The sequence below is a fragment of the Pseudomonas sp. 5C2 genome (genome assembly GCF_034314155.1).
Lineage (GTDB): Bacteria > Pseudomonadota > Gammaproteobacteria > Pseudomonadales > Pseudomonadaceae > Aquipseudomonas.
Map to the genome: position 1 here is coordinate 421,660 of NZ_JAVIWH010000002.1, position 13,906 is coordinate 435,565.

Genomic DNA, 13,906 nt, shown 5'->3' on the forward strand with positions numbered 1-13,906 from the left:
CTTCTTGCCGCGATCCGTTGATGAGAGTAGTGCATGCGTGAATTAAGTGAGCAAGAGCAGTTCTGGCGGGGCGAGTTCGGTGACCAATACGCGGGACGCAATCAGGGGCAGCCGCTGATCGCAGCCAACCTGGCGTTGTTTGCCAAAGCGCTGGCGCGAACCTCACGGCTAGAGAGTCTGTTGGAGTTGGGCACCAACACGGGCAATAACCTGCAAGCTTTGCATCAGCTATTGCCAACATGTGTGCTTCAGGGGGTCGAGATCAATGCTCAGGCTCAGGCCTATGCGCAAGCGCTGGGGGTTGCGGACGTCTGGCATGGTTCGTTGTTCGACTATCCACATGATCGGACTTTCCAGTTGACCCTGAGCAAAGGCGTACTGATTCACCTCGCGCCTGAACTGCTGCCTGCGGCTTACGCTCAGCTGTACCAACTGAGTCAACGCTATATCCTGATTTGCGAGTACTACAACCCGGTGCCGGTAGAGGTGTCCTATCGCGGTAACAACGGCAAGTTGTTCAAGCGTGATTTTGCCGGGGAAATGCTCGATCGCTACAGTGATCTGCACCTGCTCGACTATGGGTTCAGCTATCACCGCGATCCGCAGTTCCCGACCGACGATATCAACTGGTTTCTATTGGAAAAGCGCCTGTGACAGCGGTAGCAATCATCCCGGCGCGGGGTGGCAGTAAACGGATCCCGCGCAAGAATCTCAAGCTGTTCAACGGCCAGCCGATGATTGTCTGGTCGATTCTGGCTGCGCTACGGAGCGGCCTGTTCGATCAGGTTGTGGTCAGTACCGACGATGAAGAAATCGCTGCGATCGCCAGGGCCCACGGTGCATGGGTACCCTTCATGCGCCCGGCGCAACTGGCCGATGACTTCACCGGTACGGCGGCGGTGATCATGCATGGGCTGGCGACACTGCAGGAGCAGGGGCACTGCTTCGATTACGCTTGTTGTATCTATGCCACAGCACCTTTGCTGCAAGGGCGCTACCTGCGCGAAGGCTTGACGGCTCTCGAGCAGAACCCGGGGAAATCCTTTGCCTTTTCCGTGTGCGGTTTTGGCTTTGCCGTGCAGCGTGCGCTGAGTCTGAATGAGCAGGGCGCCCTGCAACCGCTGTATCCGCAGTACCGGGAAACCCGATCCCAGGACCTGCCCGTGGCCTATCAGGACGCCGGACAGTTCTATTGGGGGCGCACCGAGGCATGGTTGCGGGGTGATGTATTGTTTTCGGATCAGAGTTTGCCGGTGATCTTGCCCCGGCATCTGGTCCAGGATATCGACAGCGAAGAGGACTGGACCCGCGCCGAGTACCTCTACGCAGCGTTGCTGGCGGGTGGAGAGCTGGAGTCGTGAGAGTGCTGATCCGGGCGGATGCCTCGCACGCTATAGGCAGCGGCCATATTGCGCGGTGCCTGACCTTGGCCAAGGTATTGCGCGACGGCGGACATGACGTGGCTTTTGCCTGTCGCTTATTGCCTGGGCATTTGCTCGAGCATCTCGCGACTCAGGGATGGCGCGCTTATGGGTTACCTGCGACGTACGCTGAGCAAGCCAATGCAGGGCAAGACATCGAAGCTGCGTTGCCTTGGCAGGCGGACATTGCGGCACTGCAGCAGTTGCTGACGGTAGAGGATGCGTTCGACTGGATCATCGTCGATCACTATGGCCTCGATCATCATTGGCAGACCGCCGCCCGACAATGGGCACCACGGATCGCAGCAATCGATGATCTGGCCAACCGCCGTCACGCTGTTGATCTGTTGCTCGACCAGAACTTCAGCGGCACGCCGAGCGCTTATGCACCGTGGGTGGGACCCGAGTGCCGAACGTTGTTCGGCCCACGTTTTGCCATGATTCGGGATGAGTTCAAGCGCGACCCGGTGCCGATTCAGGCCCTGGCGCGTCGGGTTCTGGTGAATTTCGGCGGCTTCGATGCCGCCGGGGAAACCTGGAAGGCGATGTTGGCGTTGAGTGAACTAGACGGGTTGGAAGTCGACTTTATCGCGGGCACCGGTAACCCCGAGTGGACGCGGATGCAGGCACTGGCCTCAGGGCGTTCCACCTGGCGATTGCAAACCCACACGGACCAGTTCGCTGAGCTGATGGCGCATGCCGATCTGTTTGTCGGCGCGGGCGGCGGCACCAGTTGGGAGCGTGCCGCCTTGGGACTGCCAACGATCTGTATCGCGGTGGCGGCCAATCAACAGGCCAACGCTGAACGTTTGGCTGAAGTCGGTGCGCACCTGTACCTGGGGCCGCGTGACCAGGTTTCTGTTGAGTCATTGCGTCAATCGATCAGTGTGTTGTTGGCCAATCAGGGGTTGCGTCGGAGTTTTGCCAAGCGCTCTCGCCAGCTGGTCGATGGCTGTGGCGCACGCCGTGTGGCAGCGGCCCTGGCCGGTGAGGTGCTGCAATTGCGCCCGGCGACGATAGACGACGCACGTCTGCTGTTCGATGGGCGCAACGCTGAAGAGGTCCGGCGCTGGTCGGTGGAATCGCACGCCATTGATTGGGCCGGTCATCTGACCTGGTTGGCTGCCACCCTCGTGAATGACCAACGCCTGCTGTTGGTTGCAGAAACGGTCGACGGCCCGGTGGGCGTGCTGCGCTATGACAGGCTGGATACAAGGGCTGAAGTATCGATTTACCTGTTCGAAGGGCGATTCGGTCTGGGCTGGGGCAGGGCGCTACTGGCCGGAGGGGAGCGATTCATCACGCGTCACTGGCCGCAACTACGAGTGATCGATGCTCAGGTGCTGCCGGCCAACCAGGCGTCGATCAACCTGTTTCGCGATGCGGGCTACCAGCAGAGTGCCTGCCGTTTCGAGCGCGTTTTAAAGGATCATGCCAATGACTAGTTTCAAGATAGGCTCGCGTTCGATTGGTGCCGATACCGCGCCGTTCATCATCGCCGAAATGAGCGGCAACCATAACCAGTCGCTTGAGGTCGCGCTACAGATTGTCGAGGCGGCGGCCAAGGCCGGTGCTCACGCCTTGAAACTGCAAACCTACACCGCCGATACCATGACCCTGGACCTTGAGCACGGCGAGTTTTTTATCAAGGACCCCAATAGTCTGTGGGCGGGGTCGTCCCTCTACGCGTTGTACGAGAAAGCCCACACACCCTGGGAGTGGCACGCGCCGATTTTTGCCCGGGCCAAAGCGCTGGGGATGCTGGCATTTTCGACGCCATTCGATGACAGTTCGGTGGATTTTCTTGAAAGCCTGGATGTGCCGGCTTACAAAATCGCCAGTTTCGAAAATACCGATTTACCGTTGATTCGCCGGGTCGCGTCGACCGGCAAGCCGTTGATTATCTCGACCGGCATGGCGAGCATCGCCGAACTGGACGAGACGGTTCGCGCTGCTCGTGCTGCCGGGTGCAAGGACTTGGTGTTGCTCAAGTGCACCAGTACTTACCCGGCCTCGCCAGAAAACAGCCATGTGCGCACCATCCCGCATTTGCGCGATTTGTTTGGTTGCGAGGTAGGATTGTCCGATCATTCCATGGGCGTTGGCGTTTCCGTGGCAGCCGTAGCGCTCGGGGCGACAGTGATCGAAAAACATTTCACTCTGGATCGAGCCGCTGGCGGGGTAGATGCGAGCTTTTCCCTGGAACCGGCTGAAATGGCTAGCCTGGTCATTGAAACCGAACGTGCCTGGCAGGCCATGGGGCACGTGCATTATGGCGTCACAGAGGCCGAGCGCGCGTCACTGGTCTATCGTCGATCACTGTATGTGACTCAGGATATGGTCGCCGGTGAAGTCTTCAGTGCTGACAACCTGAGAGCAATCCGTCCGGGCTTTGGATTGGCCCCAAAACACCGCGATGCGCTCATCGGGCGACGTGCGGGACAGGCCTTGAAACGGGGTACACCCCTGGACTGGTCATTGGTCGAATAACAGCTTCTGTGGCTGATTCGGCAAAATAGCGTGACCTGCGAGTCATAACGCGCATCTTCACTGTATTGTATTAATAGGGAATGATGGCGCTTGGCTCTTTATTGGCCTGGCGATAGCCACTTATTCCCTTCGCTGTCGCTCCTTGTGGACGACAGGAAATCTCTGTTGGCCAGCGCTCTCGATTGCAGAGAACGGTGATATTCAGCTGTTTATTATTGGGAAGCCATAATGATTGGCATAAAAAGCATAGCGAGTTACGTGCCCGTAGCCGGCGTCGATAACTACGCACAAGGTGCTAAGTTCGCCAAGGATGAAGAGTTCATTCTGGGCAAGATCGGTTCTGCTTTCCTGCCGCGCAAAGACGCCGGGCAAGAAACGTCTGACCTGTGCGTCGAGGCCGTCAATGCCTTGTTCGCCAAGAATCCCGACCTCAAGCGCGAATCCATCGACGTGCTGATCGTCGTCACCCAGAACGGCGACGAAGAGGCCTTGCCCCACACCTCCGCCATCGTTCAGGACAAGCTCGGCTTGTCGACCCATGTGGCCGCGTTCGATATCTCCCTTGGGTGCTCGGGCTACGTCTACGGCCTGTATGCGCTCAAGGGCTTCATGGACGCCGCAGGGCTGAAGAACGGCCTGCTGGTGACCTGCGACCCGTACTCGAAAATTGTCGACCCCGAAGATCGCAATACCACGATGCTGTTTGGCGATGCTGCGACAGCCACGTGGATGGGCGAGGGGGCTGACTGGCAGCTGGGCAAGGCCAAATTTGGCACTGACGGTTCTGGCGCACCGCACCTGAAGGTCAGTAGCGGCGTGTTTTTCATGAATGGCCGTCAGGTCTTCAACTTCGCGCTGCTCAAAGTGCCCGCGCACCTGCACGAGTTGCTGGATGAGTCTGGCTTGCATTCGGACGATATCGACGCCTTCTGTATTCACCAGGGCAGTGCTGCGATTGTCGATGCTGTAGCCCGGCGTTTTGAAGGTGATCCGGAGAAGTTTCTCAAGGACATGCTGGAAACCGGTAATACCGTTTCTTCGAGCATTCCTTTGTTGCTGGAAAAACACGTGCTCGACAGCGATTGGAATCGGGTTGCGTTGAGTGGCTTTGGTGTTGGCTTGTCCTGGGGCTCGGCGATCATTCATCGCTCGTGATTGCATAAGCTTCTAAAAATAGCGCTTCAGGTGAGTTAACCTTGAGCGCTATTTTTTTGCGCACGTTTTGAGTGAGGCAGCATGAGCGAGAGCTTTCAGCAAAATGCCGAGGTGCTACAGGCGCGCTGGCCGGAGGTGTTCTCCCGGTTGTTGGCCGAAGATAGCGAATCATTGCAGGTCGAACTGGTGGAAGGGTTGGGTTCAACCCTGAGGATTGCCGGCATTCAGTTGACCAGTCGCCATGACCGCACTGCTGAAGCCCGCCTGCAAGCCGCCACTCTGCCACCTGAGAGTCCGATGCTGCATGTGTACGGTACGGGGCTGGGCGATTTGCAGCAGGTCTTGCTGGAAAATCCCGAGCTACGACGGTTGCAGGTGCACATTCTCAACGGTGGGTTGTTTGCTTTGGTCCTCAGCCTCCTTGACCAAACGCCCTGGCTCAGTGATCCACGGGTCGAACTGAGTTATGCCGCCGATTGCCGCGAGATCCAGTTACCGTTCTTTGCGCTGCCGTCCGAGTTGGAATTAGCGGATGAGTTTAATGCCAGGATTCGTGATCGACTGGTCAGCGAAGTGCACCTGAGCTTCAATAATCGCGAGTTCGATCCGCAATCTCCGCAGATTCTCCAGCGCTTGCAGGACAGCCTCGAGCTGTTGCGCAGTGACCGTGATATCGCTGAGCTGTTCGGCTCGCAGGCGGGGCAGGAAGTCTATGTGATTGGTACGGGGCCGAGCCTGGAGCAGCACTTCGAAAAGCTTCTGGCTATTCGTGAGCAGGTGCAGCGGCCTCTGTTTATCAGTGTCGATACGGCTTACCGGCCGTTAATTGAGCACGGCATCAAACCGGACTTGGTGGTGAGCATCGATAAGGGGATCACGGCTCGGCACTTGCCGCCGTCGGACTCCGACAGTATCCCCTTGGTGTATATGCCAATGAGTGATCCGCAGGTGCTCGTGGCCTGGAAGGGCCTGCGCTATGCCGGCTATTCCGCCAGCCCGATCTATGCCGCGCTGCGCCAGCAAATTGCCAAAGCGCAGTTGTACGTCGGCGGCAGCGTGCTTCATCCGGCGGTAGACTTGGCGGTGAAAATGGGCGCAGCGAGAATCACCTTGTTCGGCGCTGATTTTGCTTTCCCGATGAACAAGACCCACGCGGGCTGGAATGACGGTGATCTAGGGCCTGGCGTTAACCTCGCCAGGCACTGGGTGCTTGATGGTCATGGACAACGAGTCAAGACGCAGCTCAATTTTCGTCGCTATCTGGGCGAGCTGGAACGTTACATTGCCGGGCATCCAGAGGTGCGCTTTCTTAACAGTAGTCGGGCAGGTGCGATGATCGCCGGTACGGCCTTTAACCTGGAGTTTGTGCAATGAGCCCCCGTGCACAGTGTGTCATCGACTGTCGGCAGTGTGCCGGGCTGTTTCGTCTTGGGCGTAATGTCGAGGCGGCCTTGACTATGGTCGATGTGTTCGATCACGCGCAGAGTCTGTTAAGTCGGGGCTCGCCAGCAGCGCAACAACAATGGTTGCAGCTACTGCCGCCGATGCTGGCCTGCCAGGAAGGGCTGGACTGGTTGGGGTTGGCTGACTATCTAGAGTATGAGTTGGTGGCGTTACTCGAGCGCGAATAGTAGTTCGAGCGCGTTCAGGTTGCCCCGCCGACGCTTCTGCATGGATGTGTTCCTTTCTCGACTCCCCGTCACGACCCCGTTCTAGATACGTCACGAATTTTTCTCTTATCCCCGCTCGGAAAATGTGTGAGGAGGAGGCTTTTCGATTTTTTTTTCATCTTTTTTTGCAAAAAAATCCGTAAAAAATTAAACCTTTAAAAATCCACGCTTATAACCAAAATACCCTACAAATGTCTGGTATTTAATAGTTGTAATTCCCAAACAGTCTTAAAAAGCCAGTTAAAGCCACTTGTAATTTTTCCGATAAACATTTTGTAGGTTTTCAGGGCGTGCCGGATGCAGCCCGTTTTTGGAAGCCAGCAATCTTTTTTTTGTGAGGAATTTCACGATGACTTTAACCGTAAATACCAATGTCGCTTCGTTGTCGGTTCAGCGAAATCTGAACCGCTCTTCCGATGCCGTCAGCACATCAATGGCGCGTTTGTCTTCAGGCTTAAGGATTAACAGCGCCAAGGACGATGCCGCCGGCATGCAAATCGCGAGTCGCCTGACGACCCAGATTAAAGGGATGACGGTTGCGGCCAGAAATGCGGGCAATGCAATTTCCATTGCGCAAACTGCGGAGGGGGCATTGCAGGAATCGACCAACAACCTGCAGCGGATGCGAGAACTGGCGATTCAATCAAAAAACGGCGACAACAGTCAAAAGGAGCGGGATGCACTCAATTCCGAATTCAATCAGTCGGTTCAAGAACTGACCCGTCTTTCGAAGAGCACCACGTTTGGTGGTGGTTTGAAGCTGCTGGATGGCAGCGCCGGGACGATGACGTTTCATGTGGGCGCCAACGTAGGGAGAACCGAGGAGATCAGCCTGTCGCTCTCGGACGATTTCTCTGCCGAATCGTTGTTTGTAGCGGCTAAAAGCGCTGCGGCTGTACCGGGCGACGATAAGACAACCGGCTCCGTAGCGGTTGTGAAGGGCGAGTACACGGCGCTTGCGATTGATGGGAGCGGAAGTCGAAATCTATTGCCTGTCAATGTGACGGAAAAGATGACCGATGATGCTCTACAGAAAAATACAGCACTGGCTGCTGCTGAAGCTGCGCTGGGTGCGATTGATGCGGTTACTGATCCTGCTGCCTACACGGCTCAACAAGCCGTTGTGGCTACCGCAAAAACGGAAGCCGATGGTGCGACGACAGTTTTAAAGGACGCAACCGAACTGGATAAAAAGAGCAAACCGCTCAACGATCAAGCCATTGCCGACAACATCGAGGCAACTATTGTATCCATCGACAAGGCTCTGGAAACCATTGATGCCGCTCGTTCCAATCTGGGCGCCAAGCAAAACCGCTTCGCCAGCACCATTTCCAACCTCAACAACATGGTAAAGAACACCACGGCTGCGCGCGGCCAAATCGAAGACGTCGATTTCGCCTCGGAAACAGCCGAGCTGACCAAGCAGCAAACGCTGCAACAAGCGTCGACGGCCGTCTTGGCTCAAGCCAACCAGCTACCGGCCGCAGTTCTTAAACTTCTGCAATAAAGAATGCCTTCGGGCGCATGTCGAATCCTGGTATCCGGTCAAGGATGCCAGGCCTCAAAACGGTTGGAGATGTCGGGGTGGTGTGAGGTTGTAGGTCGTTGAATAGAGTGAGTGAGATGCTCTGCAGCCCCCGACAGCTGTAGGGATGTCAGAGTAGTGGCAATATTTTTTTAAAAAGCCCTCAAGCTCCTTGCTATCTCGACGATAACTATTACGAAGGTTCTCTAGGCCACACCCGGCGGTTGCCAGGGCCGGAAGCCGCAGTACCCAACCATTGAGGAACTCATCATGACTTTAGGCGTAAACACCAACGTTACATCCCTGGCTGTTCAGAAAAACTTGAACAACGCAGCGAGTTCTCTTTCTCAATCCATGACTCGCCTGTCTTCCGGCCTGAAAATCAACAGCGCTAAAGACGACGCTGCCGGCCTGCAGATTGCTACCCGTATGAGCAGCCAGATTCGTGGTCAGACCGTGGCAGTGAAAAACGCCAACGACGGTATCTCGATGGCTCAGACTGCTGAAGGCGCGCTGCAAGAATCTACCAACATTCTGCAACGTATGCGTGAACTGGCTGTTCAGGCACGTAACGGCACCAACGGTACCGCTGACCAGACCGCAACTAACTCAGAATTCGCTCAGATGTCTGACGAACTGACTCGTATCTCTGCCAGCACCAACTTGAACGGCAAGAACCTGCTCGACGGTTCTGCCGGTACCATGACCCTGCAAGTGGGTTCCAACACCGGTACTGCTAACCACATCGACCTGGTTCTGAGCAGCAAGTTCGACGCCGCCAGCCTTTCCGTAGCCAGCGCTACTGTTGCGCTGACCGGTACCAGCGCCACTGTTGGTACCAACATCGATAACGCAATCACTGCAATTGATGCTGCCATCGCTCAAATCGGCGCAACTCGCGCAAACCTGGGTGCTTCGCAGAACCGTCTGACCAGCACCATTTCCAACTTGCAGAACATCACTGAAAACGTCACGGCTGCACAAGGTCGCGTACAAGATACCGACTTCGCTGCTGAAACTGCTCAGTTGACCAAGAGCCAAACCCTGCAACAAGCTTCGACCGCTGTTTTGGCTCAGGCCAACCAGCTGCCTTCCGCTGTACTGAAACTGCTTCAGTAATTTTGGAATGAGTTTTGGCGGGAGGGTGCGCGTGTCGTGCTCTCCCGCTTTTTTACTTTAGGAGGTGATGGACATGGATATGAGCGTCAAGCTGAACTTGTCTTACCCGGCGGTGACACCGCTGAGCGGTGCTGCTAATAAGTCGGCTGGGACGCCTCTGGTCGATAGCGTGGCAGAAGTGACCGCGAGTAAAGACTCTGATTCGAAAAAGTTGAAAGCGGCAGTGCAGGAGATTGAAAAATTCGTTCAATCGGTCAAGCGCAATCTGGAGTTTTCGATTGACGAAACGTCCGGCAAGGTTGTGGTAAAAGTAATCGCCAGTGAAACGGGTGAGGTGGTCAGGCAGATTCCCTCGGAGGAGGCGCTGAAATTGGCAGATAACTTAAGTAATGCAAGCAGCGTGTTGTTCAACGCAAAAGCTTGATGCTGGCATGAATAGTGTCTGTATGTTCTTTTATTCGTTGTAGTGGTCAAAAGACCGACGAAAAACTGAAAGGAGATGCACATGGCAAGTCCAATTGTCCCCAGTACAGGCCTTGGCTCTGGCCTTGATATCGGTTCTATCGTCACCGCATTGGTCAATGCCGACAAGTCGGCCAAGCAGACGCAGATCAACAGTCAGACGACCCTCGCGACGTCCAAGATTTCTGGAGTGGGTTCGCTGAAAAGCGCTCTGACTGCCTATCAGACGGCGTTGACCAATCTTGGCAGCGCCACAAACCCGGCTTTTTCGGGTTTTGCGGCGACTTCGTCTACCCCGGCAACCCTTGGTGCGACCTCGGACAATACGGCGGTCAATGGCAGTTACAATATTGTTGTTCAGAATCTGGCCACCAGCTCCAAAGTTGCGACTGCCTCTTTCTCTGGAGGGGCTACCAGTGCTATTCCGAGTGGTAACTTGACTATCACTCAAAATACCACTGCGACCAGCTTCACTATCCCGGCGAACTCGACGCTGCAGTCGGTTCGTGATTTGGTCAACACCCAGACAGCCACCAGTGGCGTCAGCGCCAACATCGTGACGGACAGCACGGGGGCCTCGCGTCTGGTATTTGGTTCTACAACCACCGGTGCTGGCTCGGATATCACCACCACCAGTAGCGTTGCGGGGTTGGTTATACCCGCGAATACTGCGCTCAATTCAGCAACTCCTGGTAGTGCTGGCTATATAGGCAGTCAGGCATTGGATGCAAATCTCACCATTGATGGGCTGGCGGTCAAGAGCTCGTCCAACACGGTGAGCAAGGCAATCAGTGGTTTGAGCATGACATTGGTTGCCGCTGGCAGCTCGACGGTGACGGTTGCAACCAATACCGATGGCTTGAAAACCTCGTTGCAGACCTTTGTTGATGCCTACAACACAGTGGTCAAGACCATTACCTCCTTGACTAAGGCCACCGCAGACAGCAAGGGTAATCTCACGGTAGCGGCTGCTATGACCGGTGATTCTCTGCCAAGGACATTGCTGGCGTCTTTGCGTGACCAATTGGTTACGCCTGGTCCTGGCAGTCAGTTGTCGGTGCTTTCACAGTTGGGTATCCAGACGGACCAGAAGGCCGGTACGCTGACCTTTGATAGCACCAAGTTCACGACAGCGATGACCAGCAAGAGTCTGGGCGGGCAGGTTCAGCAGTTGTTCAGCGGTACCACGAGTACCAACGGATTGCTGGCGCGGATGGGTGCGGTCCTTACGCCTTATACTCAGACGGGTGGTATTCTTGATACGCGTTCGAGCAGTTTGACCACGCAGAAGAATGCCCTCACCACCCAGCAGGCCGCACTGGATCTGCGGGTGACCAATATGACCGCCGCGTTGACAGCCAAATACAACGCGATGGACCTTTTGGTGGGGCAGATGAAGGCGACTTCGACCAGTATCACGTCATACTTCACTTCGTTGAGCGCATCGAAGACGGGCTAATTACTGTCTCGGCACCGAAAGCCCGGCTGCGTTTAACGCAGTCGGGCTTTTGGCATCTGGCCTAAAGTTTTGTGACGTTGTGTCGATACCTTGGGTATACGAACTCTTGAGTTTTGATGAGGTAGAACATGAATCCGATGTTAGCTCTTCGGCAGTATCAGAAGATTGGTGCGCAAGCCCAGACTTCCGAAGCCAGTCCCCACCGCCTCGTGCAAATGCTGATGGAAGGCGGTCTGGACCGCATTGCTCAAGCCAGGGGTGCGATGGAGCGTAAGGACATTCCTAACAAGGGCATCCTGATCGGCAAGGCCATTGGCATCGTGGGTGGTCTGCGCGAAGGTCTTGACCTGGAGAAATCGGCAGCTGCTCTGGGGAATCTAGACAATCTCTACGTTTACATGATGAAGCGTCTGGCGGAAGCCAACATCAAGAGCGACCCGAAAATCCTCGACGAAGTCAGCGATTTGCTGCGTACGGTCAAGGATGGCTGGGATGGCATCGCGACCCTATAGCCTGCTGTTTCGAGGAGATCACCATGAGTGCTGTATTGCAGCGTATCGAAGAAACCCGTGAAGCGTTGGTCGGTGCATTGGCTGAGCGTGACTGGGAAGCTATTGGGCAGCTGGATCTAGCTTGCCGCGCTTGTGTTGACGATGTGATCAGCGAGGCTCCGCTAAACGAAACCGAAGTGAGAAGCAATCTTGAACGCCTGTTAGGGGTGTATCGACAGCTGATTGAGGTCGCTACTGATGAGCGCCAAGCAATAGTCGACGAGATGACGCAGATCCGGCAAGCGAAAAACGCGGCAAAGGTTTACCATCTGTTCGGTTGACACTCAGTTGATCGAAAAAAAGAAATTCGCCATAAATTTGACTGTGCGCGGATTTTTGACTTAACTAGTGCGGTTTACTATTTTCTGACGTCTAAATCGCCAAATGGGTCGTAGACGCCAAGCTTGCCCCCATTTCATGGGCATTGAGTTTGACTAGGGAAGTTGCTATTGCATGTGGCGTGAAATCAAGATTTTGCTGATTGATGACGATAGCCTGCGCCGCCGGGATATGGCGGTCATTTTAAATTTTCTTGGCGAAGAAAATTTGTCCTGCTCAAGCCTTGATTGGCAGCAGGTCGTCGGTTCTCTGACCTCTACCCGAGAAGTGCTTTGCGTGCTGGTGGGCGAAGTGAGCGCTCCAGGTACTCTTCAAGGACTGCTTAAGACCATCGCCGCCTGGGATGAGTTCCTTCCCGTCATGTTAATGGGAGAATTTTCTTCCACTGACCTGCCAGAGGACTTGCGCCGTCGTGTGCTCTCGTCTCTGGAAATGCCGCCCAGCTACAGCAAACTGCTCGATTCCCTGCACCGTGCTCAGGTTTATCGTGAAATGTACGATCATGCCCGTGAGCGTGGTCGTCATCGTGAGCCGAACCTGTTTCGCAGTCTGGTGGGTACCAGTCGCGCGATTCAGCATGTTCGGCAAATGATGCAGCAGGTTGCCGACACCGATGCCAGTGTGCTGATCCTCGGTGAGTCCGGTACTGGCAAGGAAGTGGTTGCGCGCAATCTGCACTATCACTCCAAGCGTCGTGATGCGCCGTTCGTACCTGTCAACTGTGGAGCCATACCTGCCGAGTTGCTGGAAAGCGAACTGTTCGGTCATGAGAAGGGCGCGTTTACCGGGGCGATCACCAGTCGTGCCGGGCGCTTTGAGCTGGCCAATGGCGGCACCTTGTTCCTCGACGAAATCGGCGACATGCCGCTGCCTATGCAGGTCAAGCTGTTGCGTGTGCTGCAGGAGCGCACCTTCGAGCGGGTCGGCAGCAACAAAACCCAGAGCGTCGATGTGCGAATCATTGCAGCGACGCACAAGAATCTCGAGCACATGATCGAGATCGGTACGTTCCGTGAAGACCTGTATTACCGTTTGAATGTATTCCCGATCGAGATGGCCCCGCTGCGCGAGCGTGTCGAAGACATTCCGTTGCTGATGAACGAATTGATTTCGCGCATGGAGCACGAAAAACGTGGCTCGATCCGTTTCAACTCGGCGGCCATCATGTCGCTTTGTCGTCACGCCTGGCCGGGCAATGTTCGCGAACTGGCCAATCTGGTCGAGCGCATGGCGATCATGCATCCCTACGGGGTGATCGGCGTCATCGAGTTGCCGAAAAAATTCCGTTACGTTGACGATGAAGACGAGCAACTGGTTGATAGCTTTCGCACTGACCTGGAAGAGCGGGTCGCTATTAATGGACATACGCCCAACTTCGCTTCCGGCGCCTTGTTGCCACCTGAAGGTCTTGACCTCAAGGACTATCTGGGAGGGTTGGAGCAGGGCCTGATTCAGCAGGCATTGGACGATGCAGGCGGCATTGTGGCGCGCGCGGCTGAGCGTCTGCGTATTCGTCGTACAACCCTGGTGGAAAAAATGCGTAAATACGGCATGAGCCGTCGTGATGGGGAAGAACAGGCGGAGGATTGACGCTTCTTCTCTTCTCGAATAATCAAACCCCTGATAAGTCAGGGGTTTTTTTTCGGCACGGGTATTGCTATATCTCTTGCTACATACCGTTTAATGACGGTTCGCCATGCGAGAGACCACTATGC

The 13,906-nt window shown here is 55.5% G+C and carries 14 protein-coding genes; all 14 read left to right on the forward strand.

Annotation, left to right across the window (positions count from 1 at the left end; all coding sequences use genetic code 11):
* Window positions 1–33: 33 nt before the first annotated feature.
* The 14 genes from RGU44_RS02575 (at window position 34) to fleQ (ending at window position 13,781) form a co-directional block, all read left to right on the forward strand.
* A complete protein-coding gene (locus tag RGU44_RS02575) occupies window positions 34–654 on the forward strand; it encodes a pseudaminic acid biosynthesis-associated methylase (RefSeq protein WP_322215461.1) in 621 nt (206 codons plus the stop codon).
* Window positions 651–1,361 carry a pseudaminic acid cytidylyltransferase gene (gene pseF / locus RGU44_RS02580; protein ID WP_322180059.1) on the forward strand — a complete coding sequence of 237 codons (711 nt, stop codon included), beginning with the start codon at window positions 651–653 and terminating at the stop codon, window positions 1,359–1,361. The genes RGU44_RS02575 and pseF overlap by 4 nt, the downstream gene beginning before the upstream one ends.
* Window positions 1,358–2,866: a UDP-2,4-diacetamido-2,4,6-trideoxy-beta-L-altropyranose hydrolase gene (pseG, locus tag RGU44_RS02585; protein ID WP_322215463.1), complete on the forward strand. Its 1,509-nt coding sequence runs from the start codon at window positions 1,358–1,360 to the stop codon at window positions 2,864–2,866. Before pseF ends, pseG begins: the two co-directional genes overlap by 4 nt.
* Window positions 2,859–3,911 (forward strand): pseudaminic acid synthase, encoded by a 1,053-nt coding sequence (gene pseI / locus RGU44_RS02590; protein ID WP_322180054.1) that lies wholly within the window; start codon window positions 2,859–2,861, stop codon window positions 3,909–3,911. Before pseG ends, pseI begins: the two co-directional genes overlap by 8 nt.
* 228 nt (window positions 3,912–4,139) lie before the next feature.
* Complete coding sequence (locus RGU44_RS02595) at window positions 4,140–5,066, forward strand: ketoacyl-ACP synthase III (RefSeq protein WP_322215466.1); 927 nt, start codon at window positions 4,140–4,142, stop codon at window positions 5,064–5,066.
* Between the two features lie 81 nt (window positions 5,067–5,147).
* Window positions 5,148–6,440, forward strand: a complete 1,293-nt coding sequence (locus RGU44_RS02600) for a motility associated factor glycosyltransferase family protein (RefSeq protein ID WP_322215469.1) — start codon at window positions 5,148–5,150, stop codon at window positions 6,438–6,440.
* On the forward strand, window positions 6,437–6,697 hold the full coding sequence (locus tag RGU44_RS02605) for a hypothetical protein (RefSeq protein WP_322180048.1): 261 nt from the start codon (window positions 6,437–6,439) through the stop codon (window positions 6,695–6,697). Before RGU44_RS02600 ends, RGU44_RS02605 begins: the two co-directional genes overlap by 4 nt.
* 388 nt (window positions 6,698–7,085) lie before the next feature.
* A complete protein-coding gene (locus RGU44_RS02610) occupies window positions 7,086–8,243 on the forward strand; it encodes a flagellin (RefSeq protein ID WP_322215471.1) in 1,158 nt (385 codons plus the stop codon).
* A 288-nt stretch (window positions 8,244–8,531) separates the two neighbouring features.
* Window positions 8,532–9,380: a flagellin domain-containing protein gene (locus RGU44_RS02615; protein WP_322180044.1), complete on the forward strand. Its 849-nt coding sequence runs from the start codon at window positions 8,532–8,534 to the stop codon at window positions 9,378–9,380.
* 73 nt (window positions 9,381–9,453) lie between these two features.
* Window positions 9,454–9,804, forward strand: coding sequence for a flagellar protein FlaG (locus RGU44_RS02620; RefSeq protein WP_322180042.1), 351 nt, complete (start codon window positions 9,454–9,456; stop codon window positions 9,802–9,804).
* Between the two features lie 81 nt (window positions 9,805–9,885).
* Window positions 9,886–11,301: a flagellar filament capping protein FliD gene (fliD, locus tag RGU44_RS02625; RefSeq protein WP_322215474.1), complete on the forward strand. Its 1,416-nt coding sequence runs from the start codon at window positions 9,886–9,888 to the stop codon at window positions 11,299–11,301.
* Window positions 11,302–11,429: 128 nt separating this feature from the next.
* The gene (gene fliS / locus RGU44_RS02630) at window positions 11,430–11,813 is read left to right on the forward strand and encodes a flagellar export chaperone FliS (protein ID WP_322180038.1); all 384 of its coding nucleotides are present in this window, start codon (window positions 11,430–11,432) and stop codon (window positions 11,811–11,813) included.
* 23 nt (window positions 11,814–11,836) lie between these two features.
* Window positions 11,837–12,133 carry a flagellar protein FliT gene (gene fliT, locus RGU44_RS02635; protein WP_322180036.1) on the forward strand — a complete coding sequence of 99 codons (297 nt, stop codon included), beginning with the start codon at window positions 11,837–11,839 and terminating at the stop codon, window positions 12,131–12,133.
* A gap of 172 nt (window positions 12,134–12,305) precedes the next feature.
* Entirely contained in the window at window positions 12,306–13,781 is a 1,476-nt protein-coding gene (gene fleQ, locus RGU44_RS02640; RefSeq protein WP_322180034.1) for a transcriptional regulator FleQ, read from the forward strand.
* Window positions 13,782–13,906: the final 125 nt, after the last annotated feature.